This is a genomic window from Mesorhizobium sp. 10J20-29 (assembly GCF_054130485.1).
Genome location: NZ_CP199156.1, coordinates 768,776 through 794,879, shown reverse-complemented (window position 1 = coordinate 794,879; position 26,104 = coordinate 768,776). Strand labels below are relative to the sequence as shown.

Annotated in this window: 25 protein-coding genes and 1 tRNA gene; 11 read left to right on the top strand and 15 right to left on the bottom strand. The window is 59.2% G+C overall.

Annotated elements, in window-relative coordinates; translation table 11 throughout:
* Positions 1 to 58: 58 nt before the first annotated feature.
* From ACT2BZ_RS03870 to ppa, 4 genes are all read left to right on the top strand, one after another.
* Complete coding sequence (locus tag ACT2BZ_RS03870; protein ID WP_457941212.1) at positions 59 to 850, top strand: TPM domain-containing protein; 792 nt, start codon at positions 59 to 61, stop codon at positions 848 to 850.
* Entirely contained in the window at positions 851 to 1,486 is a 636-nt protein-coding gene (locus tag ACT2BZ_RS03865) for a TPM domain-containing protein (RefSeq protein WP_457939418.1), read from the top strand. It abuts the gene before it with no gap.
* 87 nt (positions 1,487 to 1,573) lie between these two features.
* Positions 1,574 to 2,080 carry an N-acetyltransferase family protein gene (locus ACT2BZ_RS03860; RefSeq protein WP_457939417.1) on the top strand — a complete coding sequence of 169 codons (507 nt, stop codon included), beginning with the start codon at positions 1,574 to 1,576 and terminating at the stop codon, positions 2,078 to 2,080.
* 72 nt (positions 2,081 to 2,152) lie between these two features.
* Positions 2,153 to 2,686, top strand: a complete 534-nt coding sequence (ppa, locus tag ACT2BZ_RS03855; RefSeq protein WP_457939415.1) for an inorganic diphosphatase — start codon at positions 2,153 to 2,155, stop codon at positions 2,684 to 2,686.
* A gap of 10 nt (positions 2,687 to 2,696) precedes the next feature.
* On the opposite strand, the gene ACT2BZ_RS03850 is transcribed toward ppa, so the two are convergent.
* The 3 genes from ACT2BZ_RS03850 to ACT2BZ_RS03840 are packed head-to-tail and all read right to left on the bottom strand — an operon-like array spanning position 2,697 to position 3,967.
* The gene (locus ACT2BZ_RS03850; protein ID WP_457939413.1) at positions 2,697 to 3,293 is read right to left on the bottom strand and encodes a hypothetical protein; all 597 of its coding nucleotides are present in this window, start codon (positions 3,291 to 3,293) and stop codon (positions 2,697 to 2,699) included.
* A 33-nt stretch (positions 3,294 to 3,326) separates the two neighbouring features.
* Complete coding sequence (locus tag ACT2BZ_RS03845; protein WP_457939412.1) at positions 3,327 to 3,668, bottom strand: DUF167 family protein; 342 nt, start codon at positions 3,666 to 3,668, stop codon at positions 3,327 to 3,329.
* Between the two features lie 5 nt (positions 3,669 to 3,673).
* Complete coding sequence (locus ACT2BZ_RS03840; protein WP_457939411.1) at positions 3,674 to 3,967, bottom strand: YggT family protein; 294 nt, start codon at positions 3,965 to 3,967, stop codon at positions 3,674 to 3,676.
* 118 nt (positions 3,968 to 4,085) lie between these two features.
* Between ACT2BZ_RS03840 and ACT2BZ_RS03835 the strand changes: the two genes are divergently transcribed.
* Positions 4,086 to 4,161, top strand: a tRNA-Ala gene (locus ACT2BZ_RS03835).
* Between the two features lie 281 nt (positions 4,162 to 4,442).
* On the opposite strand, the gene ACT2BZ_RS03830 is transcribed toward ACT2BZ_RS03835, so the two are convergent.
* From ACT2BZ_RS03830 to ACT2BZ_RS03820, 3 genes are read right to left on the bottom strand one after another with little or no spacing between them, the layout of a single operon-like run.
* Positions 4,443 to 6,194 carry a recombinase family protein gene (locus tag ACT2BZ_RS03830; RefSeq protein WP_457939409.1) on the bottom strand — a complete coding sequence of 584 codons (1,752 nt, stop codon included), beginning with the start codon at positions 6,192 to 6,194 and terminating at the stop codon, positions 4,443 to 4,445.
* Positions 6,191 to 6,676: a DUF2924 domain-containing protein gene (locus tag ACT2BZ_RS03825; protein ID WP_457939407.1), complete on the bottom strand. Its 486-nt coding sequence runs from the start codon at positions 6,674 to 6,676 to the stop codon at positions 6,191 to 6,193. Before ACT2BZ_RS03825 ends, ACT2BZ_RS03830 begins: the two co-directional genes overlap by 4 nt.
* Positions 6,673 to 6,993, bottom strand: coding sequence for a DUF3489 domain-containing protein (locus ACT2BZ_RS03820; RefSeq protein WP_457939405.1), 321 nt, complete (start codon positions 6,991 to 6,993; stop codon positions 6,673 to 6,675). Before ACT2BZ_RS03820 ends, ACT2BZ_RS03825 begins: the two co-directional genes overlap by 4 nt.
* Before the next feature lie 879 nt (positions 6,994 to 7,872).
* Between ACT2BZ_RS03820 and ACT2BZ_RS03815 the strand changes: the two genes are divergently transcribed.
* Positions 7,873 to 9,195, top strand: a complete 1,323-nt coding sequence (locus tag ACT2BZ_RS03815; RefSeq protein ID WP_457939404.1) for an outer membrane protein — start codon at positions 7,873 to 7,875, stop codon at positions 9,193 to 9,195.
* Between the two features lie 91 nt (positions 9,196 to 9,286).
* On the opposite strand, the gene ACT2BZ_RS03810 is transcribed toward ACT2BZ_RS03815, so the two are convergent.
* The 4 genes from ACT2BZ_RS03810 to ACT2BZ_RS03795 form a co-directional block, all read right to left on the bottom strand.
* Positions 9,287 to 10,630: a TadE/TadG family type IV pilus assembly protein gene (locus ACT2BZ_RS03810; RefSeq protein WP_457939402.1), complete on the bottom strand. Its 1,344-nt coding sequence runs from the start codon at positions 10,628 to 10,630 to the stop codon at positions 9,287 to 9,289.
* A gap of 1 nt (position 10,631) precedes the next feature.
* Entirely contained in the window at positions 10,632 to 11,825 is a 1,194-nt protein-coding gene (locus tag ACT2BZ_RS03805; protein WP_457939401.1) for an EAL domain-containing response regulator, read from the bottom strand.
* A gap of 131 nt (positions 11,826 to 11,956) precedes the next feature.
* Positions 11,957 to 13,423 carry a pilus assembly protein TadG-related protein gene (locus ACT2BZ_RS03800; protein WP_457939400.1) on the bottom strand — a complete coding sequence of 489 codons (1,467 nt, stop codon included), beginning with the start codon at positions 13,421 to 13,423 and terminating at the stop codon, positions 11,957 to 11,959.
* Between the two features lie 499 nt (positions 13,424 to 13,922).
* On the bottom strand, positions 13,923 to 14,465 hold the full coding sequence (locus tag ACT2BZ_RS03795) for a hypothetical protein (protein WP_457939399.1): 543 nt from the start codon (positions 14,463 to 14,465) through the stop codon (positions 13,923 to 13,925).
* A gap of 262 nt (positions 14,466 to 14,727) precedes the next feature.
* Here ACT2BZ_RS03795 and ACT2BZ_RS03790 point away from each other — a divergent pair, with 262 nt between their 5' ends.
* Entirely contained in the window at positions 14,728 to 15,933 is a 1,206-nt protein-coding gene (locus ACT2BZ_RS03790) for a hypothetical protein (RefSeq protein ID WP_457939398.1), read from the top strand.
* 793 nt (positions 15,934 to 16,726) lie between these two features.
* Here the strand turns inward: ACT2BZ_RS03790 and ACT2BZ_RS03785 are convergent.
* Positions 16,727 to 17,644, bottom strand: coding sequence for a LysR family transcriptional regulator (locus ACT2BZ_RS03785; RefSeq protein WP_457939397.1), 918 nt, complete (start codon positions 17,642 to 17,644; stop codon positions 16,727 to 16,729).
* 96 nt (positions 17,645 to 17,740) lie between these two features.
* On the opposite strand from ACT2BZ_RS03785, the gene tmpA reads away from it, so the two are divergent.
* Entirely contained in the window at positions 17,741 to 18,892 is a 1,152-nt protein-coding gene (gene tmpA, locus ACT2BZ_RS03780) for a 2-trimethylaminoethylphosphonate dioxygenase (protein ID WP_457939396.1), read from the top strand.
* Positions 18,889 to 19,488 carry a (R)-1-hydroxy-2-trimethylaminoethylphosphonate oxygenase gene (tmpB, locus tag ACT2BZ_RS03775; protein ID WP_457939395.1) on the top strand — a complete coding sequence of 200 codons (600 nt, stop codon included), beginning with the start codon at positions 18,889 to 18,891 and terminating at the stop codon, positions 19,486 to 19,488. The genes tmpA and tmpB overlap by 4 nt, the downstream gene beginning before the upstream one ends.
* A 522-nt stretch (positions 19,489 to 20,010) precedes the next feature.
* Here tmpB and ACT2BZ_RS03770 read toward each other — a convergent pair.
* Positions 20,011 to 20,265 carry a DUF982 domain-containing protein gene (locus ACT2BZ_RS03770; RefSeq protein WP_457939393.1) on the bottom strand — a complete coding sequence of 85 codons (255 nt, stop codon included), beginning with the start codon at positions 20,263 to 20,265 and terminating at the stop codon, positions 20,011 to 20,013.
* 706 nt (positions 20,266 to 20,971) lie between these two features.
* The gene (locus ACT2BZ_RS03765; RefSeq protein WP_457939391.1) at positions 20,972 to 21,514 is read right to left on the bottom strand and encodes a DUF6538 domain-containing protein; all 543 of its coding nucleotides are present in this window, start codon (positions 21,512 to 21,514) and stop codon (positions 20,972 to 20,974) included.
* A 250-nt stretch (positions 21,515 to 21,764) separates the two neighbouring features.
* On the opposite strand from ACT2BZ_RS03765, the gene ACT2BZ_RS03760 reads away from it, so the two are divergent.
* Entirely contained in the window at positions 21,765 to 22,484 is a 720-nt protein-coding gene (locus ACT2BZ_RS03760) for a tyrosine-type recombinase/integrase (RefSeq protein WP_457939389.1), read from the top strand.
* 34 nt (positions 22,485 to 22,518) lie between these two features.
* Here ACT2BZ_RS03760 and ACT2BZ_RS03755 read toward each other — a convergent pair.
* A protein-coding gene (locus ACT2BZ_RS03755) for an IS3 family transposase (RefSeq protein ID WP_457936118.1) occupies positions 22,519 to 23,870 on the bottom strand; the annotation gives its coding sequence in 2 pieces (ribosomal slippage) (positions 22,519 to 23,534 and positions 23,534 to 23,870; 1,353 coding nt in all).
* Between the two features lie 115 nt (positions 23,871 to 23,985).
* Here ACT2BZ_RS03755 and ACT2BZ_RS03750 point away from each other — a divergent pair.
* The gene (locus ACT2BZ_RS03750) at positions 23,986 to 24,690 is read left to right on the top strand and encodes an endonuclease/exonuclease/phosphatase family protein (protein WP_457939387.1); all 705 of its coding nucleotides are present in this window, start codon (positions 23,986 to 23,988) and stop codon (positions 24,688 to 24,690) included.
* Between the two features lie 106 nt (positions 24,691 to 24,796).
* Here ACT2BZ_RS03750 and ACT2BZ_RS03745 read toward each other — a convergent pair whose 3' ends face one another.
* Positions 24,797 to 25,798, bottom strand: coding sequence for a flagellin N-terminal helical domain-containing protein (locus ACT2BZ_RS03745; protein ID WP_457939385.1), 1,002 nt, complete (start codon positions 25,796 to 25,798; stop codon positions 24,797 to 24,799).
* Positions 25,799 to 26,104 lie beyond the last annotated feature (306 nt).

Genomic DNA, 26,104 nt, shown 5'->3' with positions numbered 1-26,104 from the left:
AAAGCGTCCAAGCATAGGCCGAGCGGACTGCGCGCCGGGCCCAGCGCGAGTGGCACTCATGCTCGCGGGCATGGTGTTTCTTCTCCTCCCGCTCATTGCCCTCGCCGCTTCGCTGCCCACACTGACAGGCAGGATGGTCGACACTGCCGGCGTGATCGATGCGGCCAGCGAGGCAGCGCTGGTGCAGAAGCTCGAGGCTTTCGAGAAAAAATCATCGGACCAGATCGTCGTCGCCACGATCCCGAGCCTCGAGGGCGAGGCGATCGAACCCTATGCGAACCGGCTGTTCCGCGCCTGGGGTCTTGGACAGGCCGGCGAGGACAACGGCATCCTGCTGATTGTCGCGCCGAACGACCGCAGGATGCGCATCGAGGTGGGCTACGGCCTCGAAGGCACGCTGACCGACCTGCACTCCAAGCTGATCATCGAGAACACGATGGTTCCGGCCTTCCGCGCCGGCGACTACGCCGGCGGCATCACGCGGGCCGTGGACGACATCATCCTCGTGCTCGAGGGCAACGCTGCGGAACTCGAGGCGCGCGCGCGACGCAACCAGGATACGGGCGTGACGGGCGACGACATCGCCGTGGTGCTGTTCATCACCGTCTGGGCGCTGCTGTTCTTCGGCGGCTTCGCCTTCGCGATCCTGCCGCGCATCTTTGGCCGAAAGCTGGGGCCGGGGCGCTATGAGTGGCTGGGCATGACATTCCGCTATAACAACGGATCGGGCTCGTCAGGCAGGGGCTGGTCTTCGGGCAGCTCGTCCGGATGGTCCGGCGGGTCGTCAGGCGGCGGCTTCTCGGGCGGCGGCGGTTCGTCTGGCGGCGGCGGTTCTTCGGGAAGCTGGTAGATGGCTAAAAGGGTTACGGATCAGGAACACCAGCGTATCACCGATGCGATCCGCAAGGCCGAGACGGGCACGGCCGGCGAGATCTTCTGCGTCGTCGCACGTGCCAGCGACACCTACTTCTTTTCGGCGGCACTCAGCGTTCTGGCTGCCATCCTCGTCGTCAGCCTCGGCGTCGCGTTTCTGCTCGACGCCTGGTGGTTCGCCATCGGTGTGCCGGCCTTCGTCGCTGCGCAACTCGTCGCCACGGGCGCGGCGCTCGGCCTGCTCTACTTTGTACCGGCCCTCCGGCTAAGACTTGCGCCGCGCCGCTGGCAGTTCATGCAGGCGCACGACAATGCGCTGCGGCAGTTTCTTGCCCGAAACGTTCACCTTACGAGTGAACGAACCGGCGTGCTCATCTTCGTCTCGCTCGCCGAGCGATATGCCGAAATCGTCGCCGATGCGGGGATCAACGCCAAGGTACCACAGGCGGAATGGGACGAACTGGTGGCCGGACTTATCGCGAAAGCGCGCAGCGACGAACTCGCCGACGGCCTGGTGCTGGCGATCGAGCGCGCCGGGACCCTGCTGGCGGCGCATTTTCCGCCACGGCCGGGCAATGTCAACGAACTGGACGACCATCTCGTAGAGATCTGACAGTTTCCGGCAGCCTGTGGGCCACCGGCCAAGTCTGCCAATACATGCTTGCCAGAGAGTCAGACTGGCGGGTATGGTTAACAAATCATGAACACAATGACGATCGGCATCAGGAAGGCTGAACCGCAGGATGCGGAGGCGATAGCCGACGTCCATCAGCAGGCCTGGCGCGGCGCATACAGCGGCATCATCCCGCATCGCGCGCTTAATGGCATGATCAACCGCCGCGGTACGCAGTGGTGGGCAAACGCCATACGCCGTGCCGCCACAGTTCTGGTGGTGGAGATTGGCGGGAGCGTTGCCGGCTATGCCACGATTGGCCGGAATCGCGCCCGCGAGCTCAGCCAGCAGGGCGAAATCTACGAACTCTACCTACGGCCCGAATACCAGGGCATCGGTCTCGGCAGCCGGCTGTTTGCCGCTGCACGTCAACGCCTCGCAGAGTCCGGACTGGCCGGCCTCGTCGTCTGGGCGCTTGAAGAAAATGTCGGCGCGCTGTCCTTCTACGAGGGCGCGGGCGGGCGCGACATCGCCGAGGGGGTCGAGATTTTCGACCACAAGGCCGTCAAGAAAGTCGCCTTCGTTTGGGATTGAGCGCTAACTGACGCATTGCGCCCGGCGTCTCCTGCCGCTATCGCTCGGGGACAATCAGAGGACGTCCAGCCCATGCGCATTGAAGCCATTCCCGTCGGCAAGAACCCGCCAGAAGACGTCAATGTCATCGTCGAGGTGCCGATCGGCGGCGAGCCGATCAAGTACGAGATGGACAAGGACGCCGGCACGCTCTTCGTCGACCGCTTCCTGCACACCTCGATGCGCTATCCGGGCAATTACGGCTTCGTGCCGCACACGCTGTCGGGCGATGGCGACCCGATCGACGTTCTGGTGTGCAACACGCGCGCCCTCGTGCCGGGCTGCGTGATCAACGTACGGCCGATCGGCGTGCTGGTCATGGAAGACAATGCCGGAGAGGACGAGAAGATCATCGCAGTGCCATCGCCAAAGCTGACGCTGCGCTATGAATCGGTGACGGAATACACGCAGCTTCCCGACATCACCCGCCAGCAGGTGCAGCACTTCTTCGAGCACTACAAGGATCTGGAGCCCGGCAAGTGGGTCAAGATCGGCGGCTGGTACGATGCCGCGACCGCCAAGCGGATGATTTTCGAAGCAATCGAGCGTGCGGCTAAGGCCAGCTAGCTCCCAGCCTCTAGTTGCCGCGCCGGAAATCCGGCATCGGCCCGCCGACCGAGACGGGCCGGTCGGCACCGCAGGCAAATCCCCGCGCCTTTGCGTCGGCGACCTCGCGGGCTTGCCGGTTGGCATCGGGATTGCCGCTTGCCAGGACGAGCCCGACAACGCAACCATCGCGGGCATGCGGCTGGCCTACCTTCGAGACGACGAGGACCTCGGTGGAACTGTCGCTCTCGACGCTGTTGGAGACCTTACGTCGATGGATCGTCGCGAAGGGAATTGCCCGCCCGCTCGACGTTTCCAACCGCCACTCGATCTTGGTGCCGGCCGCGTTGAAGGCTGAAAAACTCTCCCAGGCCGGCGCCATGTCGCCTGCGGGCGGAAAGCCGTAGAACAGCGTTTCCCTGAGGTCTCCGGCATACAGAAACACAGGGTAGCCGCGAAGGCCGGAGCAGACCAGATTGGCCCATTCGCCGTCACCTTCCTCGGCCGCGGCAAAGACCGTGCAATCCTTCCCCGTGTCGAGATCGGAATAGGCGCTTGAGATTTCGCCGGCAATTGACGGGGCACTCAAAGCGGCAAAGACGAATGCGGACGGAATGAACCGGTTCATCGCAACACTCCTGCCTTCTCGAAGTATGCCAGCCTAGCGCGATTTCGGGGATGAGCCTAGGCCGAGGGCGCTTTCGATGGCGTGCGAGAGGATCCCCGGCTCACCCGTAAGGCGAACCGTCTTCATGCGGGCGGTCGAGCCGGAGACAATCGAGATGCTCTGCTTTGGAACGTTCAGCCATTTCGACAACAGCTTTTCCAGCGCCGCGTTGGCGGCGCCGCTTTCCGGCAGGGCGCGAACGCGCGCAACGAGATGGGTGCTGCCGTCCGATGCTTGCCCGACGCCTTCAATGGCGTCGCGCGACGATCTTGGCGTCAGCCTGACGAAAAGGTCCAGGCCGTCAGACCGTGTCCTGAAGCAGCAGCCGGTCGGCAAGCCGGTCAGGCGAGCAGTGCAGGCGCCACGGTGGTGACGATGAACTGGCGCACGAAGAACAGCAGCAGCAGCAGGATGATCGGCGAGATATCGATGCCGCCGAGGTCGGGCATCAGGCGCCGGATGGGCCGCAGGGCCGGCTCGGTCAGGCGAAACAGCATGTTGCCGATCGTGCCGACGAACTGGTTGCGCGGGTTGACCACGTTGAAGGCGTAGAGCCAGGAGAAGATGGCCGACGCGATGATGATCCACCAGTAGAGGTCGAGCGCCAGGACGACGGTCTGAATGAGGGCTAGCATGCCGTTCTCCGTGTTGTTCGCGACATGTAGCCACTGGCAGGCGATGCGGCAAGTGCCGGGCCGTTCCGGAAGCTTGACAGGCAGAGCCAGCCGCCGATAAATGCGCCATCCGCTGGACGGGGCTGTAGCTCAGCTGGGAGAGCGCGTCGTTCGCAATGACGAGGTCAGGAGTTCGATCCTCCTCAGCTCCACCAGCGGAATTCGCCAAACACCTCACCACAAGAAGTACTCGGAATACTGTTGTCATTTCCGTGGCTTAGCGGATTGCGGTGTGGCCAATTCCGCAGTGAGAGACGCACAATGCCGGCTTTGGGGCCATTCGGACCAGAGCGTCTCTAGCCGCTGTCCACGAAGACCACAGTTTCGGACGAACGATGCTTGGATGATCGGGCTGATGCTAGCGAGATGGTGGGTTCGATACCTGGGTGCCGGCAAGATCGAGCGGTCGACTCGATTGACCTATCATCGACTGGTTTCAGGACAGGGCGGCGAGTTGCTCCGACCACAGAAGCGGAAGGTCCTGACGAGCAAGCTGGCGGGCCGATAGATCGGCGGATTGATTACCACTCAGGATCTGATCGATCAGGCGCGGTGCCAGGAATGCCAGGGGCAACACCCGTCCGACATCAACGCGATGGATGCCGAACTGTTCGGCGACACCGCTGGTCCCGAGTTCGGGATTCTCGATCATTCGTTCGAGATAGATATGCGCACTTGCGACCATCCTGACCAGATGCGGATCGGGATTATGGCTCTGGTTCTCACCCTCGATCACCAGGCGCATCTCATTGCCGCGCCGTTTCAATCTGATCGGAAGATTGATTTCGACGATTGGTTGATGCGGGCCGTCCTGGTGATGCTGTTCTTCTTGCATGGCGGGCTGGCATGCTGAGATCGGTGTGCCCTCCGCCGGCGATAGCAATCGGGCCAGCGCTGCAGCATCGACTTTGAAGGTAATCGTTTCGATCCCGAGAACGATCTTAGGAAATAGCGTTTCAATGATGTTGCGCCGCTCTGACATCGTGACGTCCGCAAGCGTGCTAGCAACAGACTTGGCTCTGTCAATCGCGGCCTGGACGCTTGATGCTGGCGCATAGGTCCTGATCCACTCCGATAGCTGAACACGATCGCCGAGAAGACGGATCATGAACTTCACGACGAGGGCATCAATCGCTGGTGCCGGGATGCGCCAGGCCGTGCTGTCTGTTCGTTTCGTGCCCTTGATGCGACTGGAGATGTAATAGTGGAAGCGTTTGCCGCGTGCCCTGGCATGCGTCGGACTCATACGGTCGCCGCTGTCATCGTAGAGAAGGCCGGTCAGCAACTGCGCATCCGGATGTGTGCATGATCCACGTGGGGTTGCAGCTTGCGCGACAAGCAACTCCTGAACCTGAGCAAACCGATCGGGATTGACGATTGCCTGGTGTTCACCATCGTAGACGTTCTGACGGTGCTTCAACTTGCCGATGTAGAGCGGATTGGCGAGCAGCTTGTAGAGCATGCCGCTCCCGACACGACGGACATATCGGGTAGGGGCAACGGAGTTGGCATCGGGCTCGTCGGGCAGGTGTTCGTGTTGCTCGGCTGCGACGGCTTGCCTTGTCACTTCAGCGGCAAGTGCCGGGACAGAGCGCAGTTCAAGGTATCGGTCAAAAAGGCCGCGTACAAAGCCGGCTTCGGGTTCCTTGACGAGCAGCTTGCGGCTCTCGACCCGGTAGCCGAGTGGTACAGTCCCGCCCATCCACATTCCCTTCTTCTTCGATGCAGCGATCTTGTCCCGTATACGCTCTGCCGTGACCTCTCGCTCGAACTGGGCGAAGGAGAGCAGGACGTTGAGAGTCAACCGGCCCATGGAAGTTGTGGTGTTGAACTGCTGGGTGACTGAGACGAAGGAGATGTCACTCTTGTCGAACACCTCGACGATCCTGGCAAAGTCGGTCAGCGATCGTGTCAGACGGTCAATCTTGTAGACGACGACCACATCGATCTTGCGATCACGGATATCCTGCAACAGCCGCTGCAGTGCCGGACGTTCCATCGTGCCGCCCGATATGCCGCCATCATCATAGTGCTCGTTGACCAGTTTCCAGCCAAGTCCGACCTGCGATGCGATGAATGCGGCACATGCCTCGCGCTGCGCATCGAGCGAGTTGAACTCCTGATCCAGCCCCTCCTCGCTCGATTTGCGGGTGTAGACGGCACATCGGAGTTTTGCGCCGACACTCATAGCCCAAAGAATTTCGGGCCTGACCAATGTGCGCAGGTGATCTGGAGCGCGATGGCTGTGAGGGACCTGTAGACCTTGGCCTGGAAGACGAAGCCCTCCTCGATCACGTCCACCACATGGGTTTTGCCATTCCAGTCGCGCAGCAGCCTTGCTCCGGGCGAACATTGACTGCGGCGACGATGGCCAGGCACCTCAGCAGAAGCTGTTAAACCGCAATGGCTGACCGACGGGGAGGGTGGTTTGGCCATCCCTCGCTCGACCTCGGCCATTGCCGCCTTTAATGCCCGCCGCGTGGCAGGCGACAGCCCGCCGAAGTGCTTGGCCTGCAGATGCCAGGCAGCCGAGCGCACCAGGAGCTCGTGCCGGATGCCCTTAGGTTGCGGGCTGCCATGAGCCTTCTGCCACCGGACCAGAAGTTCATCACGAGCCAATGACGCCAAGGCCGTGACCTGGTCGGCGACATCGAGGTGCGACCGCCTCATGATGCGGCGCCATCCGCGTCGGCGGTCACCCGGTAGCGACGGACGCCAACCTTGCCGACCTCGCTGACCAGGTTGAGCCCGAGCTTCTTCTTCACTGTCGCTGACAGAAACCCGCGGACCGAGTGAGCCTGCCAGGCTGTCACCTCAGTGAGCTGCGCGATTGTCGCGCCCTTTGCCGAGCGCAGCTTCTTCAGCACCAGATCGGTCTTGGATGGCCCAGCGGCATCCGGCTTCGAGCGAGCAGCCTTGCCGGAAGCAGAAAGCCCAGCGCAATCCAGGCTCCGGTTGGCGGATTCTGATTTTGAGATGTTGGTCATATCGCGTTCCTCAGCATGGCTGCGGACAATCCGTAACCTTGTACTGAGGAGAGCCCACACTCAGTTGAGGCAGGCAGGGAACATGAGCTGCCAAACGCGGCAACGAACGCACCAATGCGTGCTTCTGTTTGAAAGTCCAGTCCCGAAATCAAAGTTGTCTGCTGTGCGCGTAACCGCCGCCGGCCACTTGCCGAAGATGACGGGTTTAGACTTAAACCCGACCTACATTTGCCGCGACGCGACCGTCGGCTTTGCGCCTCATGGCGGTCACTCAGCCAAACTTGGCCTTGCTCTCAAAGCGGACGATCCCTCAGGGCAGCTGGGGCCGACTCTTTTCCAAGCCATCTTCCTGCGTTCCGAAAACCAAGACACTGAGCGATCCGACTCGTTGTTCCGGGCAGGAGGGCCGGAAGCGGGACATCCAGCGCGGCAGCAGTTCGCTGCCCAATCGGCATGTGATTGTGCTGTTCTGTTGGCAGGGGTAGAATATTGTCAGCTCACCCGGTTCCCTCCTTACGTTCCGATGAGCTGCAACCCGGCGGTGTCCCAACACCTGCCGGGCCACTGTTACTTCTATGCAGACTGCAATTTTGATTGAGGGACCGGGATTGGTCAACGGGGCCACATTTAGTGTGGAGCGTGCGTCGGAGGCTTCAGCGGTCGGCAGGGACCGAGCCGTTCGCTGCGAAAAGCGGATCGCACATGCACAAGAATTGCCAATCGCTTGCGCATGGTCGGCGGCGCCCGGAAACCCTCGCACTAGCGACTCCCCAAAACCCGATAGTCAGTGTGTGTTGCCGATTAATCACAGCCCTGCGGCACCATACCGACTACAATTCCACGTAAGACACGCAAAATGCGAATTGATCGGGGGATTGTATGAAGGTTCTTCTGCTGACGGCTGCTGCCGTCCTCTCCGCCTCCTGCGCGATGGCAGCAGACGACGTTGTCGCCGAGGCCTTCGCCGAGACTAATTTCGGTGGCTTCTACATCGGCACCGAAGTTGCCTACAGCATGTCCAACAGCGAGGTGTCTGTCCGCGAGGGCCCCGAGCACATCACACTCGATGGCTTTGGCGGGCGCGGTGGGTCGATTGGCGGGTTTGTTGGCTACGACTATCTCTACGACAACGGGTTTCTGATCGGTGCTCAGATCGGCGGTCACGTCAGTGACATCAATGCATCGGTCTCGATTTCCGATGGCGCGGGCGGTTTTGGATACGGCGAACTGAAGACGGACTGGTTCGCAACCGTGTCGGCGCGGGCCGGTTATCTCGTCAATCCCGACACGCTTGTCTACGGTTCGCTTGGCGCGACTGTCGCTCATGGTGTGGGCAGCTACGCTTACGATATTTCCGGCGATTCCGATTCCGATTCAGACAAGGAGTTATTCTATGGCGTCGCTTTCGGCGCGCTTGGCGTCGAAACTGTTCTCAGCGGTCGCGTCCGCGCGCGCTTCGAATACATTGCCAGCTATCTGAACACACAAACCCTCGACTTTGACGGTGCTGGCCTAGAGGTTACTCCCCTCATCGGAACAGCCAAGATCGGACTTATCTATGGTTTCGGCGAGCCGCGTTCCACAAGCGCGCAGTTCGTCAATGCACCAGACACCTGGAGTGGCTTCTACGCCGGCATCAGCGGTGGCCAGGACGTAGGCGTCAGCGAGTTCACCTTGACGGACGGCGATCCGATCGGCGCAGGCGGGGCAGGGTTCGATTTTGACGGGTTTGGATCCGACGGCTACGCGATTGGTGTCGTTGGCGGCTACAATAGGCAATTCGGTTCACACATCGTCGCCGGCGTCGAAGCCGGCATCAATGCGTCAAGCATCAGCAATACGATCTCGGCCAGCCTTGGCGGCGACTCTGGTTCGCTGGAAATTGGCACCTCGTCATCCTACGGAGCTCGACTCCGTCTCGGCGTGCTCGCTAATCCTGGGACTCTGATCTACGGCTATGGCGGCATAAGCCGCCAGCGAATGTTCGTCAGAATGACCGAGGGCGCCGATAGCATGCGCGAGAGCATGAACATCGACGCTGTCGAATTTGGCGGGGGTGTGGAAACCTGGATCACCGACAAGCTTACCCTGCGCGGAGAATACGGACTCGTCTCCTATGAGGACTACGGAGATCCTGAAACAATGGGCACCATCGACACAACGGTCGCGACCGCTCGCATCTCCACGATCTTCCACTTCTAGCTGCGTTTCGAGGTAGGCGTCGAACATCCGGCGCTCCGAACTAAGAGCAGACACGACGGCCTTTCGCGCATGTTCCGTACGGAGGCAACAATCACTTAGTAAGTGTGATCTGTACGCTGTTTGGTCCGATACCATTGGGAACGGGAATGCTCGACCCGGAATAATCCGCATTCAGAACAAGATTTACGCCGCTCGTTATATCCAGCAAGTTGCTGACTATGGCGGTCCATTCGGATGACGTTCCTACATCCGTGATGCATCCGCTGCCAACGCCAATGGGACCGGGCAATTCGAGATCATCACATATCCCGTTGCCGTTCTTATCACCGCCTACTGTCAGCTTGTCGGCCGGCATGTATACCGTCCCGATCAGTTCCTCGGCGTGTCTGCTCTCGATCTTGAACTCGCGCTCTTTTCCGGCCACGGGTGGCGCGTACATCAAGATTCCCGCCATAAGACCGGTCTCGGGTGCGGACAAAGAAAGCGTAGAATCGTTCTTGAGTTCCAGTTCTGCCTTGGAACCGACGAATACCAAGCCGACGTTCTTGCCTATCAGCATGGCATTCTTGTCAACCTTCAGGGTTCCATCCTTTATCACGTAGATGCCGGGACGAAGTAGCACCGTCGCTGCATCGGTGATTTCAAGGTCGCCGCAATACGTCCCAGGCCGGAGCACCCTGTTTGCAACCTTGATCTCAAGGTCAGTGAAATCACAACGACTGCTAGGCACAGTTTCGACGATCAGTTGGCCCCGCGCCTTCAACGGATCCACGATCTGAGGACAGTCCGTAATGGGGATTGGTGAATAGTTCCAAGAACCTCCGTTGTATCCACCCGCGCTACAGGACAATTCCGTTGTCAGCCGAGATTCATCCCTCACCGATATGCCTTGTCTGGTAACGGAGTTTGAATACGCTGAACATTCCGAGGCAGTGACCCTCGATTTTCCACTGACTTTGAAGGCCTCCTTTTTTTTCGGAGATAGAACGACAACGCACAGAGTTGACTGTCCGACTGCTCGAGCAGCCGCCGTCACTTGAATCTGGGGATGGCCGGTAAAATAACCTGCAACGAAGTATGCATAGTGGTCCTGAGACAGGCTAAGCTTGATCATTCGTTCCTTTTCCACAACGTCAATTTTGTAGGAGAAGGTCACGTCACTGAACCGGTTCTTGAGATTGACGGCTACGAATGCTTCAGTCGCCTCCTTAGCGGCCTTGGACGACCAACCCTTGATGGTCGATTCCGATGCGGCCGCTAGTACAGCGGAATCTGCAACCTCCTGCAGTTCACTACGGTGGTTTTGAAGCAGAAGCAGATCGATCGCGCCCCCGACCAGCCCAATCAACACTGGAGCCAGCAGTGCAGTGATCAGGGCAAAGTTCCCTTGCCTGCTTATCGCAAATGCTTTGAAAACAGACGGGATCGCTGTCATGCTATGCCGCCGTTCTGCCCCCCGGTGCTGTCGTCGGTCGATCTCGGAGTTGCGGCACAATATCTTCACCTGAAACAGGGATCGAAAACAAAAAGCCCTGAATGACCTCAATGCCTACACGCCGACACAAAGCCAGCTCCGAAGCGTTCTCAACACCTTCGGCGATTACATCGATTGAAAGCTGGGTCGCCATCGATGCTGTTGAACTCAGGAAGTTGGAGGCGATCGGTTCGCTGGCCGCGGAGCGAATGATGGAGCCGTCGATCTTGACTTCAGTGAAGGGGCACAAGCGTAGCAGTTCGAAGTTCGAACTCCCTGTGCCGTAGTCGTCCAGGGAAATGTGAAACCCGGACATCCGCAGGCGGGCAAGCACCTCCATCAGACATGTCATGTCTTGAGGTAATGTCGTCTCTGTCAGTTCTAGGCATATCAACTGGGAAGATATGCCACGGGCTTTGAGCATATCTAAAATGGCCGGAGCCACAATTGGATCTTCAAGAACCTTGGAATCCAGATTGATTGATGTCCGACAAGCGATGCCTTCACGTTGCCAGTTCTCGACATCGTCCAGCACCTTTGCGGTCATTGCCAATGTGTAAGAACGGAACTGCTCGTAATCGGGAATCATGCTGAAGAACTTGCCCGGACCTAGAATCTCGCCCGAAGGGGTTCGCACTCTAATCAATGCCTCCAGTCCGGCAATTGTCCCGTCTACTGCATGGTGCTGAGGCTGATAGTATGGAATGAGTTTCAAGCGATCGAGACTAGGGCTTTGCGGAGAGGCGGCCACCGAACTCGCTGGGTTGGGACTAGATACTGCCACCAGGACTTCGGTTAACTTGGCGATGTCAAGCGGTTTGCGGAGGGCGCCAAGCAGCCTGATCCCAAGCAACTGGCCCATCATTTCGGCGGTGCGAATTATTTTCTGATCCTCACCGCTCAACAGAACGATGCAACCCTGGAAGCCAAGCCCGGCGGCCAGCCTCAAGAAGGCGAGCCCATCCAACTTCGGCATGTTGAGGTCCAAAATGATGACGTCAAATGCTTCCGAAGACTCTTCGAGCGCGGATAATCCCTCATCGCCGTCGGCGGCGACTGCAACGTGATCATAGCCAAGGAAAGCCAAGATGCTCTGCGTCACCGCTAGGCAGATCTGGTCATCATCGACCAATAAGAACCGAAGCGCCTTGCTCATAGCTTGCTCCTTAAAGCCGAATCTTTCCCTGAAATGTCTCAAGGAAGGGTGCACCTCGGCGGAAAACTTGTCGGTAACCCCGCTTTCACCGGCCCATTCCTCGCTCGAGGGCGCTGATTGCCAATGTTTAGCTACCTAGCCAGTCGGACCTGAGCGAGCGACTGGGCAATTCCGGAGAAGGCGGCGAGAAGCTTTGCCGGGTCTGACGCGTCAAAATAATGCGCCGAATCTGTCGCGCAGTCTTCCAGAAGCTTCTTGGCATCAGGGTTGGTGACCATGAAGGCGACGGTATAAAGCTCGATCTCGTGCGATTTCATGTAGTCACAGATCGCCTTGGTGTCCTCGTCGGTCTTCTTGAGCTCGCCCTTCGCCGTCGTCGCATTGGAACTTGGCAGCACGTGACGTCCGTCACTGTTGCGGAAGCGCAGCGTGTTCTCCCCGTCGGTCATCAGTACCGCCACTTTGCGCGGCTTCTTGTTGCTCGGATCATAAGCCGCACCCTGGCTGAATGGTTCAGCGGGTGAGAGCAGGTTCTGCCCCCATATCAATCCGGCCGGGATATAGGTGTAGGGCTTGTACGAGCCAATGTTGATGATCATCCCATTGATGCCGGCAAGCAGCGCTTTCAGATCATCGGTAAGTGGAACGATCGGGTTGAGACACTTTTGGCTCGTCTCCACGTAACCCGGGTATCTGTCCGCAGGCTTCTCGTCATGAAGACGCGAATTACTGTTCTTTCGTGATCCGACACAACCATACCACTTGTAGGTCTGCTTGCTGCTGCCGCCGGAGCAGGACTGATAAGGTGGCACGGTTTGGGTCACCGACTTCGTACAGCCGCCACCGCAAGTGGCCGGCTCCACCACTCCATCAACGGTCTTCGTGCAGGCATAGGTCGGCGCTGTCTGGACGCAGACGCTTTTTGTCGTGGAGGTTGTGCACGTCTGAGCCGTCGCCGGAATAGTGTAATCGTCCGGGATATCGAGCCAGCTGGCGTTTCGGTACTTGGTCCCGACGTTGACATAGTCGGCATAGGGGACCAACCCAATCCGAACAGAGGCGTCCTTGTTAAGGAGCAGTTCCGTGGCGAGGGAAGCAGCCGCTGTCTTGAGTGTCGCAATCTTGGGCAATCCCGTCGAACCCGGAGCCGACATCGACCAGGTGTTGTCCAGCACCAGAACAACCTCGACGCTGCCGGTTACCGCCCGCTCTGCCAATGCCGAAGCTCTGACGTCTACGTGCTTGATGCCGGCCAGTCCCATGAAGTTTGTCGCGATCTGACCTTTCAGCAGAATATCGATCGATTTGTCGGAGGTTTTCAGGTCGGCTATCGAAACGGTATCGACACGGCTCTGCGACTGATTGGAGGGAACGAACTTCTCAGCCAGTTCCTTAAGCTTCTGGTGTTCCTTTTCTCCAGACGCAGCCAAGGCTAGCGCCGTGGCATCGGCCAGTTCCTGTAGGTGGGATCTGGCCGACACCCCTCGAGCGTAGTCACTTGCAAGGCCGATCGAGAGCAGCAGTGGGAGGGCCAGGATTCCCATGAGAACGCCAATATTCCCCGCCGCGTCATGCAGGAAACGACCGAAGATGCGCATTGAGATCACTCCACATTAGCCAACTCAATAAGCCTCTCGATTGATTGCTAGTTCCTTGCCGAGCGGGTCAGTTCTGAAGGAGGGTAAATAACTGATTTATATGCGGGATCCCGACCATCTTCCTTTGACGACTGGACCGATATTTCCGCGGCCAAATGCCACTCCTTATGCGGCATCCGAACTACAGCGCCCCGTGTCGGAAGCCTGTCTGCTGTTGATCCTGGGCAACTCAAGCATGGTGAGGGTGGACACCCCCACCATTAGCGGATGGTCACACTTGCTTTGTTTCCATCCGCAGCATCCGACTCTGTCAGCGGCGTCGGGCTAACGCGGACGGGTTGGTCCGAGTGCTAGATCGCCTCGCTCCATAGTGGACGCTGGGTCAGGCATTCTACGTTGTAGGCCGCAGAACCATATGAGTGAAGGAGAGGTCGGTGGGGGCCAACCTCTCCTTCTGGCGTCACGTGGGGCGGGGGGCGCTGTGTGACGCCGGTATGCATTACTGAACGAAGACGGTCAGCGAACCACCGGCTCCGATGTTGGCTGCGACGACCGACGACACGTCGACCGACTGGTTTTCCAGCTCGGCTTTCAGGTCAGTGTTGGCTTCGATAGCCGCCTGAAGATCAGCCCGCGCCTCTGCGTTCTTGGACATGGCATTGCCGATGGCGGCAGCATTCGCGCCGGCTTCCAGGTCGCTGACCTTTACCACCGTCACTTCGGAGACATCAGTCATCGCCTTGATGTCAGCAGCAGTCTTCGCGCTCGCGTTCAGCGACGAGATCAGCATGCCGAAATTGGCGTCCGAAGACGTGCTGGCGGTCGTGCCGAGGTCAGTGTTGAACTGGGCTCCAGTGCCAGCGCCGGTTCCAGCGTTTGCGCCGGCATCAACGTTGGCGCCAGCGTCGATGTTGGCTCCGGCTCCACCCAACTGAGCACCGGCGTCGACGTTACCGCCGGCGTTTATGTCGAGTGCAAATGCAGGAGCGGAAATCAGGCCAGCGATGAGTGCGGTCGTGGTGATAAGGCTATTGCGTTTCATAGGGGTATTCCCTTTCAGAGTTGTCCCTCGGCACCGACAACACCCCGGCTCCACGTCCGTTCCTGCCTTGATCGGGGTCTTTTCAAGGAGATTTTTGGGCGCCGATAGGAGCCTTCGTCTCTTGCTGGCGGTCCAAGCATGCTTGACCACTCGTTAAGCCGGCTCGGCAAATGCCGCGAAGGCGCTTAGACCCGTCTCAAGATCGCGTTGTTACTGTCTTCCCAACGGAATCGACCGACTTGAATGCAGGAGCCTCGGGCATATGCAGATCGATAAGACCGGTTCAGCCATACTGAACATTCTCGGCAGCCGCGGCGACACAAAGGACCAGCCCTCGGCCGGCGCCAGCCTCGCCAGCCTGTCCAATCAGCAGGCGAGTTCCCGGCTCGGCATCCGGCCAGGCACAATCAGCGGGCAATACAGGCCGATTTACGAGACGCAGTCCCGCTCCGTCGAGCGGGACGTCTATGAGGCACGCGCGCTCTCCCGCACCGAGGATACTTTTGAGGAGCGCGAGGTTGTCGGCACCGAGGACATCTACGAGGACCGGGACGTGATCGAGACACGCGACATCCATGAGACGCGCGCCGTCTACGGCAATCGCGATGTCTGGCAGGCCGAGGTGCAGGGCGACAAGCGGCTCGACGACAAGAAGGGCCTTAGCGACGCAAAGATCGATATCGGAGCTGATTTCTCCGTCACCGTAGGGGACGGCGCCAAGGTCGTTTTGACCTTCGCTTCGTCGTCGCGCATCAGCGTGACGCAGGGTGGCGCCACGCAGAATTTCACTTACGACAACACCAAAGGATCGCTGGGCAATGCGCTGGTCGCCGTGCTCGACAGCGTCGCTGGCCTCCACGCCTCGCTCGACAGTAGTGGCAAGCTCAACTTGAAGGTCGCCGGTCAGATGTCGCTGTCCCTTGCGGACGTCGCTAACGGTTTTCTCGATTTCTCGCGTAGCCCGCTCGACAAGCTCGGCTTTGAGGCCGGAACCACTCAGGCACAGGTCATCGGCACCGAATGGGCTCAGATCGGCACCGAGGACGTGGTCGTGGGTAAAGAGAGCGTCGTCGTCGGCACCGAGCGCGTCAAGACTGGTGAGCGCGATGTAATTCTCGGCACAGAACATGTTAAGATCGGCGAGCAGCTTGTCGTAACTGGCATGGAACGCGTCAAGACGGGAACTATCTCGCAGGAACTGGCCGGCGTGACGAAGCTCGTCGGGCTCGTGGATACAGGTCAGGCGGGTGGCCTCGGCGCTCTCAACCTGCTCGACAGGTTGGCCCGAGGAGGCCTGCCTGTGGGCTACCTCGAAGCCCTGTTCTCTCCGCTCGACACGAATGAGAACGCTGGGGCGAATGATCCCAAAGCAATTGAAGCCTATCGCACGGTCAACGACGACGCCTGGTCCATCACACAAGGCGACAGCAAGCCAAACCGCTGGCTGGCCACCAGTGAGGACAAATAGCTCGTCCTTTCAACGCTGGCGAAAAGTCTTGCCTAGACATCCAACGGCTGCGCCGCCGTCCTAGCGACTGTCCGGGCAATGGTTCAGCAACCCTTCGTGGCATGCATCCGTGCGACGATCTGTCGAGGCCGTTCGACGACGGTCAAGCTGAGGGTTTGCAATGGATGACACCGAAGGACGCACACGCCGTATCGTCGGGGGAGTGGACGTACAGCACGTAGCGGCCGTCGAAAAGCAAGTTCACGTCTCGATTGCATGACTGAGAGCAAGGAACCCCAGCATAACTGAAGCTACGAACATCCAGCCACGTTTTGTAGCCTTGATCTCGTCATTCCTGTCTGGGTCGCTCATTTTGGTCCTCCGACTGTATTATTTTTTCCCATGACATGACTTTCAACTACATCACATTCTCTGTCCTTCGGTCAACGTGACCGTTGTTGAGCTCGGCAGCGATCGGCCGTCGAGTGCTAGCGCGTCAGAGACTCACTAGAGCGCGCTTTGAGTTTCGTGTTCCCGAGTGCCCACTAAACCTGCCACAGCGCTCCCATGCCACCGCCGACCGTTGCCGGGCGGCAGATTTTTTGCATAAGCGCTGGTGGTCTTCCTGTGGCCTCGATCGCTTCGACAGGGATTTGCCCTAGCTCGGCAGAAGCAGAGGGCTGCTTTTGACCAGCTGCCACTCAAAGCAGACCGTCGACTTCCGGCCCCGTTGAGGTCGGCGAGGTCGCTCCCTTGAGCCAAGTCAACAAGTCCATGCCAACCATCGCTTATTGCGCCAAGATCGAACGATGTTTTACGTATCCGATGCGTAGACTTTGCTACCAGTTTGAGTGGATCGACTGCGAACGCCTGCGGTGAGGCAATCGATCAAGAGTGGCAGCTCAGAAAAGGCTGGTTGATTACGTGGCCAGGTAATCCAATAGCCCGCTTCCATCGGTAGTGTCTGGTCGGTCAACTGTTTGAGTCTGCCAGATTCGATCGCCTCACTGCTTAAAGCGAGCGAGGCCAACAGAACCCCTGCACCCGCCTCCGCCGCTCTCAGTGATTGCACGAAAGTATCGAAACGAAGCACAGATACCGGTGGGGGCGGTTCACCCATGGCATTCGACCAGTCGCGCCAGCCGATCCTCGGTCCCGAGGTCGCAATTCGCGACAATTCGCGCCAACCATTCTGCCCATCTCCCAGCATCGTCGGTGCTGCCGCCGGTACCAGTTCCTCGACGAAGAGTTTCCTTGCATCGCGATCCGCCCAATGGCCCGTCCCGAAGCGGATCTCGAAATCCGCGTCCAAGCGTTCGTAGTCCGGCTGCTGCTGTATCGTTGCGAACGATAGCTGCACATGGGGCAGCCGGCGGCCGATATCGCCAAGACGCGGGACAATCCAGAGTTCGATCACCGAATTGGATGCGGCAATGGTAATTTTTCTCCGCGGCTGCTCGAACAGGTTAGCCGCGCTGTGCAGCAGTTGCGTCAGGGCGGACTGCACATGCGGCAGCCAGGATTCACCCTCCGTTGATAGGATTACCCCGCGGGCCTGGCGTTTGAAGAGTTGTGCGCCCAAGCGCAGTTCAAGGTTCTTGATACGCTGGCTGACCGCCGCCTGTGTCAGTCCAAGTTCGTTTGCCGCGGCAGTAAAGCTGCCCAGCCGCGCTGCCGCTTCGAAAACGCGTATCCATTCGAGCGAAGGCAGGCCTTGGACGTCTTTAGCCATAAGGGATTCGAGGTCATAACATCAGAAGCGGTTATTTGTGATTATGCGGCAACGTGTGTCAAGTATGGCTCAACTTGAACCGCTGAGGAGCCGACCATGTCCGACTTTGTCGAAATCGAAATCTTGGATGGCGGCGCAGCGCTCGCTCTCGACCTGCCGGGCAAGGGGCGAAGGCGTTTCCACGCAATCTGGCTGCGCGACAATGCCTGGGACGAGACCACTCGTGCCCCTGGCAACGGACAGCGGCTGATCACGCTTGGCGACATCCCCGCCGACACGCGAGTTGTCTCCGCACATGCAGAGGCCGGGCAACTACATGTGACGTTCCAACCAGAGGCCCGGAGCATTGCTTACGATCTGGTTTGGCTTGCAGAGCACTCTTATGACTCTCCGCATGAACACTCCGCCGGGTGGATCGCACCGGATGTAGAGACCTGGGATGCAACCCTTGGACCGCGCGTCCCCGTCGGCGACTTCAGCGACGTGAGCAGCGATCCAAGCGCACTTGCCGATTGGCTCAAAGGCGTCCGCCGCTACGGATTCGGAAAACTCACCGGCGGACCAGTCGAGAGTGGTGCCCTGTTTCAGGTGGCTGACTTGTTCGGCTATGTTCGCGAAACAAACTACGGCCGTCACTTCGAGGTACGCACCGAGGTTAATCCCTCGAACCTCGCATATACGGGCCTTGGGCTGCAGGCGCACACTGACAACCCCTACCGTGATCCCGTGCCAACATTGCAGATCCTCTACTGTCTGGAAAACTCGGCCGAGGGCGGCGAGAATATGGTGGTTGACGGATTCCGCGCGGCAGAACGAATGCGCGAGGAAAGCCCGCGCGGCTTCGACCTCCTGTCGCGTTATTGCGCGCGCTTCGAGTATGCGGGTAGTTCGGGAGTGTGCTTGCGCTCGCGCCGGCCGATGATCGAGCTCGCACCAGACGGTGAGCTGGTCGCCATCCGCTTCAATAATCGGTCGGCCGCCGCAATTACCGACGTGCCGTTTGACGACATGGCCGAATACTATGCCGCCTATCGTCGGCTGGGCGAACTGATAGACGACACCTCGATGGAGGTCACCTTCAAGCTGTCTCCCGGCGACAGTTTCATTGTTGACAACACCCGGGTGTTGCACGCGCGCAAAGGGTATTCCGGAGCCGGCTCACGCTGGCTGCAGGGATGCTATGCTGACAAGGACGGATTGCACTCTACGCTTGCGGCAATCGAGCGTCAGGATCGGAGGGCCGCATGATGACTAGGCATGATTCCGCAAACCTCACCCCTTCCACGATCGTTCCGTTCCTGGCTGACATCTTTGAACGCCGCGGCGGGGAAGAGTATCTCGGGGAACCGGTGACCATGGCCGAGCACATGTTGCAGGGAGCCTATCTCGCCGAACAGCAAGGTGAGCCGGAAATCATTATCGTGGCCGCACTGCTGCACGACATCGGCCACTTTACCAGCGAGTTCGGCACCTTCTCGATGGATGACACGCACGACAAGCATCATGAAGAAGCCGGCGCCGCCGTGCTGGAGCGCTTCTTCCCGAGCCTGGTCGTCGATTGCGTGCGATACCACGTCGCGGCGAAGCGCTACATCTGCGCTACCGATCCTGGCTATTTGCGGCAATTGTCAACGGCCTCAATCCATTCCCTCAACCTTCAGGGCGGGCCCATGATGGATGAAGAAGTCGCGGAGTTTGAGAAATATCCCAACATCCGTGAGATCGTCCGCGTCCGGCGCCTGGACGATGCAGGAAAGATCGCCAACATGACAACGCCTAGCTTCGCCCATTACGCCCCAATGGTGCAGCGAGTGGTGGACGCACATTGCGGAACTCCCGTCTGATGTAGGCGACACTAGCAACCGGCGCGCCTGTCTGATGAATTGCCGGAGATCTACGAGGGCCTCTGCAGCGATGCGCAATGCTGAGCCCGTCTGTGAAGGGTTACGCCGCCATCGCTGCATTCGTCGCCCAGCCGACGCAGCAAGGTCCCTCGAAAGTCGTCATCAATCGAACTTTAGTGTCAAACCCGGTTGATCGATTGTCAGGGCTGGCCAACCAGGTTGCCCTCCTCGGTATGCACAGGTCGCTTCTTATCTGATGAACTTTTGCCTCATCTGTCGAGAGTTCGAGCGAACCTCGACCAGTCATCTCCGGCGACTTGGTGTAGGTGGCCATTGTCCTCCATGACGACAATGACCCGCTGTGGTCCAATGTCCGCTTCTCAACTCCTCAAGCCAATAGCTGCCAGTCCGGTTGCGGCCCCATAGCTCCCGTGCCGCTGCGCGCCCGAAAAACTTCACTCAGGCAAACTTTGCCCGGATCCCGACGCAGGAAATTCATAGCGACGTCTTCGTCTGGATGCTTCAGTCGCCAGCCAAGATGCCAACTTCGAGCGCGGCAACGACAAACGCGCGCCTCGCGAAGGGAGTATGCGCACTGCCTTGGATCGCTCCCAAGCATGCAACCATGGCTTCCTTGCGCTTGGCTGTCTCGCGGGGAAACTCCCTAAGAAGAATCCTAGCCGCAGCGCTGACATCGACGACTATCCGGTCGTTCCCGCCTGATCGAATTATGACCGGCCGCGCGAAGCGTTTCGACTTGTCAATCAGCCCACTCATGATGCTTCCCCAAGCATCGCCAACTGAGCATGGAAACGGGGACCCAACAAGCAGTCCTCCATCCATGACTGTGGACAATTCTGAAACGAAATCTCACCGGAAGACGTCGGGAGGAGTATGCAGGGCAGCTTGATGCCTTGGCTGGTTCCAAGGCCAAGAGCAGTTGGGGCTGAACCTGATCCGTGGGCCTTCCAGTACCCGGTCGAGCAATTGCTTGGTCGCACTCCTGCTACTGCGATCTCTGTAACTGCGCACGATGGATCGGTTGCCACACTTATCTATCGAATGAGAATTCGGCCGTCTCGGCTTTATTGGGGCCGGGGTAGCGACGGCCCTGTCAGTCCCTTCAGTTTTGCCCGCGGCGTCCAGACACGCGCCGACCTCTTGCAAGCCGGTCAAAATCCAAACCTTTGAACCTGGAGTAGTCCACCCCCTCCATGAGTGGAGCTCGAGCCATCTCGCGGGCTCGCGGGACGCTCCACGTAACGGCGGTCGAGCTCAAATGCAGGTACGGTCGTTGCAGGCTTAGGCGTCGGCCGCGAGTGTTGGACGATCGGATCGGCCAGACGGCGTTCCGCCATCGATGCCTCGCGAGAACCCGCGAGTGGGGACGCTTCTTGCGAGGCCGATGGAGTTGCCGGGGGCGTGGTTGCCCCCGAGAGCAACTCGACATAGCGGGTCTTGAGAAGCTCGACATTGTCGACGATCACGCGATTGGCTGAGGGACCCTTGGCGAGCTCCCGCGCAATGCCAACCAGTCGCGCATGCCCTCCAGCCCGGGCTCCAGGTGAGGCGAGGGGGGAGGAGGTTCCCGCGAGACTATCGACGTCATTGCCTTGAGGTAGCCTCGGACCTCGCTTACCACCTCGCCCGGTGTCTCGCCGGAAAATTGGGGGGCACCTTGGCTGGCCTCGACGCTGCGCGTTTCGTCGTCCTGTTCCTTCGCCAATCGCCTTGTCCTGATCCTGTCAAAGCAATGGCGAGCATGTGCCGCCATCAAGTCTGCACGAATTCGGGCCTGCCTGGCCGTCAATGCGCCGAGACTCAGGCGGACCGGGCGCTGAGCCTGGGCACAAAGGTCCTTCGGCACCCTAATCTGGAAGATGTAAACGGATCCTGAGCGCACGAGATAGCGGCCCGGCCGCGCGCGCCGTGGCAGTTTATTGCTGCCAGGTCGGGTGCTGGTCGGGCGCGGATCAGGCGATACTTCGCGCGATACACCGGGCGATACTTTCGACGATACTTCCATGGACGGAACACCCTTATCCGGGGTCCCGGCGCGGCAATAAGCTCAGGAAATCAGCCGCTTGCGGAACAATTGGGGAAGAGTGGATTCCCGATGGCGGAGAGGGTGTCCGACAAACTAGCGGTTTCTGACGTCCGCTCATGTGCGTGTATGCCCCTGTAATACAGGCCTTTCAACCTCTTTCCGTCTTTCGCCATCCGCCATAGTTCGCTACTATCCCTAACTCAGGTTAGGGACAAAGGTAGGGACAAAGATGGCGAGGGCTTTCAACAAGCTGACCGACATCGAATGCAAGGCTGCATCCAAGTCGGGACTGCATGGCGATGGTGGCGGGCTCTATCTCAACGTGAAGCCGTCCGGGTCGAAGTCCTGGGTTTATGTCTGGAAACAGACCGTCGACCATGGCGGCAACGCAAAGACGAAGCGCACTGAAATGGGACTGGGAAGCTATCCGGTCGTGAAGCTGTCCAAGGCCCGTCTTCTGGCTTCCGAGTGCCGAGTGGCCATTGCGGAAGGGCGCAATCCACTAGAAGAGCGCAAGAAGGACGTTGAGCCGACATTCGGCGAATGCGCCGACTTGTTTCTCGCTTCCATGGAAAGCCAATGGCGCAACGAGAAGCATCGGGCGCAGTGGCGGTCGACGCTTGAGGGTTATGCCGGGGTGCTTCGTCCCATGCGTGTCTCTGCCATCGGCACCGACGACGTCTTGAGGGTGCTGTCGCCAATCTGGCGGGACAAGGCAGAGACGGCCTCTCGGCTTCGCGGACGCATCGAGCGAGTGCTTGACTATGCCAAGGCGCGCGGCTGGCGAAGCGGAGAGAACCCGGCGCTGTGGCGCGGCCATCTGAAGTCCATTCTGCCGACGCGTCAGAAGCTGACACGCGGCCATCACCCGGCAATGCGCTATGGAGACCTCCCGGCCTTTGTGTGTCCGTCGTCAGAACATTTGGCGTGGCACAGACTGCAGCTTTGATTAGAGGAGTTTCGGCCTCGTCTCGGTGTTGATGTTATGCGGCTAGCTTGCGGTGCTGCAAGCGCCGCTGTTCGATGGTCTGACGTTTGATCCTTTCTCGTTGTTGGATGATTGCCTCCGCTCTGCCGAAGTAGGCGTCGGCGGGCGTCACGTTGCCCAGGCTCTCGTGGTAGCGCTGGTGGTTGTAATATTCGACGAACGCCTCGATCTGGCGTTCGAGGTCTCCGGGCAGGAAGTAGTTCTCGAGCAAGATGCGGTTCTTGAGGGTCTGGTGCCAGCGCTCGATCTTGCCCTGCGTCTGGGGATGGAACGGAGCGCCACGCACATGGCTCATGCGCTGCGCCTCGATATAGTCTGCCAGATCACTGGCGATGTAACTCGGGCCATTGTCGCTGAGCAGGCGCGGCTTGTGCCGGACATGAGCCTGGTCGCAACCTGAAGCGGCCAGCGCCATATCCAAGGTGTCGGTGACGTCCTCGGCCCGCATGGTGCTGCACAGCTTCCAACTGATGATGTAGCGGGAGTAGTCGTCGAGCACCGTGGACAGATACATCCAGCCCCAGCCGATGATCTTGAAGTAGGTGAAGTCGGTCTGCCACATCTCGTTCGGGCGAGTGGTCTTGGTGTGGAACGCATCAGCGGCCTTGATCACCACATAGGCCGGGCTGGTGATCAGATCATGGGCCTTGAGCAGGCGGTAAACCGTGGCCTCCGATACGAAGTAGTGCTTCTCGTCGGTGAACCGCACGGCCAGTTCGCGCGGCGAGAGCTCCGACTGATCCAACGCCAGTTCGATGATCTGATCATGAATCTCAGCCGGTATCCGGTTCCACACTCGGCTCGGCGCCGATGAGCGGTCTTCCAGCGCTTCCGGGCCGCCAACAAGGTAACGATCATACCAGCGGCAGAAAGTCCGGCGTGGGATGCCCAGATGCTCAAGTGTGCGACGAGCTGGCAGGTGTGACTGCTCGACAATCCGGATGATCTCGAGCTTCTCGGATGCGGGGTATCTCATTCGTCGTCGCCCCCATCCGCGATCATGCTTTTTTTAAGCAGACGGTTCTCGAGCGTCAGGTCGGCAACGCATTCCTTCAGCGCACCGGCCTCTCGGCGCAGATCCTTCACTTCGTCGGTGGTGGCGGCACGGGCGGTATCGCCCGCCAAGCGCCGCTTGCCAGCCTCCATGAACTCTTTCGACCAAGTGTAATACAGGCTCTGAGCGATGCCCTCCTTGCGGCACAGCTCGGCTATGCTGTCGTCACCGCGTAGGCCATCCAGCACGATCCGGATCTTGTCTTCCGCTGAGAAATGCCGCCGAGTTGCCCGGCGGATATCCTTCACTACCTGCTCTGCAGGTCTCTTCGCATTCGTCGTTTTGGGTGGCATCGTCATTCCTTCGTCAATGCGACGAGACCAAAACTCTCCTTAAGTCACAACCTCAAATCTGGGCCATAGGTGCTGACGGGAAACACAAGCCGTCCTCGACTTAATCCGGCGAGAGATGCCTGAAACGATTTTCCTGATGGAGACAGATCAAACCTGGGTTGACGCACTTGAGCCCGTGCTTGACGGTTACAGTACCGTGATCGCGCGGCCGCAAGGCAACCACTACGGGCTAGTCTTCGCCACCAATCTCGAGGTGATCGAGTCGCATTTGCTTGATTTAGGTGACGCCGACAAGCCCACCCTTTTTGCCGAGCTTAAGGACGGTCGAGGTCGAGTATTTCGGTTCCTCGGCCTCCACCCGCCACCCCCATTGCCGGGGCAGGATACCCACGTCCGAGACGCCAAGATCGCTTATACGGCACGTTTCGCCCGGAAAGCCGAGGTTCCTCTATTGATCATGGGCGACTTCAACCAACCAGCATGGTCACACATGGCGCAGCGGTTCAAACGAATAGGCGGCTATCTCGACCCGCGAATTGGACGTGGACCCCTACCAAGCTTTGACGCCACGCAGCCCCTCCTGCGCTTTCCAATCGACCAACTCTATATCACGCCCAACTTAGCTCTCGTCGATTTCGCGCGCGGCAGACGGGTTGGTTCGGACCATTTCCCAATGCTTGCGACCGTCCGCATTGCCCCTGAGCTTGGCAAGCAGTTCAACGCCGCTCCAAATGTTCTGGACCCCGACGAGGAGGCCGGAGTGCAGCAGTTGGTAGACGGGTACGGCGCGACGCTTGAAGTGGATATCCGCAGTCAGTAGCCACCACGGCCCAGGCTCGTAGTGCTTGAACCTAAACGCTTGGGTGGCCTGGAACGGAATGGGCCCCGTCATAGCAGGGCCCGTTTCACATTTCGGCTAACGGAGTTTAGCCTCTGAACAGCGACAGGATTGACTGCGAGTTGCCGTTGGCGATTGACAACGCCTGAATGCCGAGTTGCTGCTGAACTTGCAGGGCCTGGAGACGGGTCGATTCCTTGTTCATGTCGGCGTCGACCAACTGACCGACACCGCGCTCGACCGAGTCCATCAGGCTGGAGGTAAAAGTCTTCTGCAGCTCGATGCGGCTTTTGGCGGAGCCAAGGTTGGTCGCGGCAGTGGTCATCTCCTTGAGGGCGGCTTCCGTAACTGTCAGCATCTTTGTAATCTGCGCATCGGTTGCAAACAGCGTCCCATCGGTGACTTGCAAGGCAGCGACGGAGAACGTGTCAGTACCAGCGTCGGTGCCAAGCGTGACGGAGGCCGATGCGCTGCGTGCACCGGTTGTCCCGAGGCGCGTCGCGTCAAGAATGCCTTCCTGTGCTGCCGTGGCGGTGGCGAAACCCTCATAGAGCTTGATGTCCTGAACTTTGATGTCGATGCTGCCAAGCGAAACTGAGCCGGAGGGATCGCGGCTGAAAGACGAGACGATCTTCACATCATTGAAGACACCTTGGGTCGTATGGCCGGCGGTCGTGTCCACTGACAGCCAATTGACGCCGGAGAAGGTCGACGAGTCGGCGTAGCTCTTTAACTGACCCTGGAGCGACTTGATCTCGGTCTGTATCTTGGCCTTGTCGGCATCGGAGGCGCCGACGGCGGCGACGAGCTTGACCTTCAGCTCATTGACGGTCTCGATCGCCTTGTTCATGCCGTTGTAAGCCGTGTCGAGTCTTGAAGCGCCGAGTCCGAGCGAATCCTGCACGGTTGACATTGCCTTGTGGTCCGACCGCATGGTGGTGGCGATAGACCAGTAGGCGGCGTTGTCGCTAGCCTCGGCCACGCGGTAGCCCGTGGAAATCCGCGACTGCGTGACTTCGAGGTTCTTGTTGGTGGAGTTCAGGCTCTGAAGAGCCGTCAACGCCGAAGCGTTGGTCATTATACTCGCCATGTTACAGGTACCCGGTACTCAGGGGAAAATTTGCATACCGGCTCGACCGGTATGACGGAGAGGCATCATGCCCGTGACCGCGAAATCTTGGGCCACCCGTCATGGTTAACGGTTCGACTATGGGGTCCGGGTGCTGACAGTTGGCTAACAAACGTGGTTAACAAAATCTTTTCTGAACGATAATTTCTGCATCCGTTCCCAGTCTGAATTTCTTCGCGGATCGGTAGCCGGTTTACCGATTGTTCACCAAGGCAGTGCAACCTATAAGTGCGGCTTCGTAAACAGTACCGCAACAAGCAACAGGCC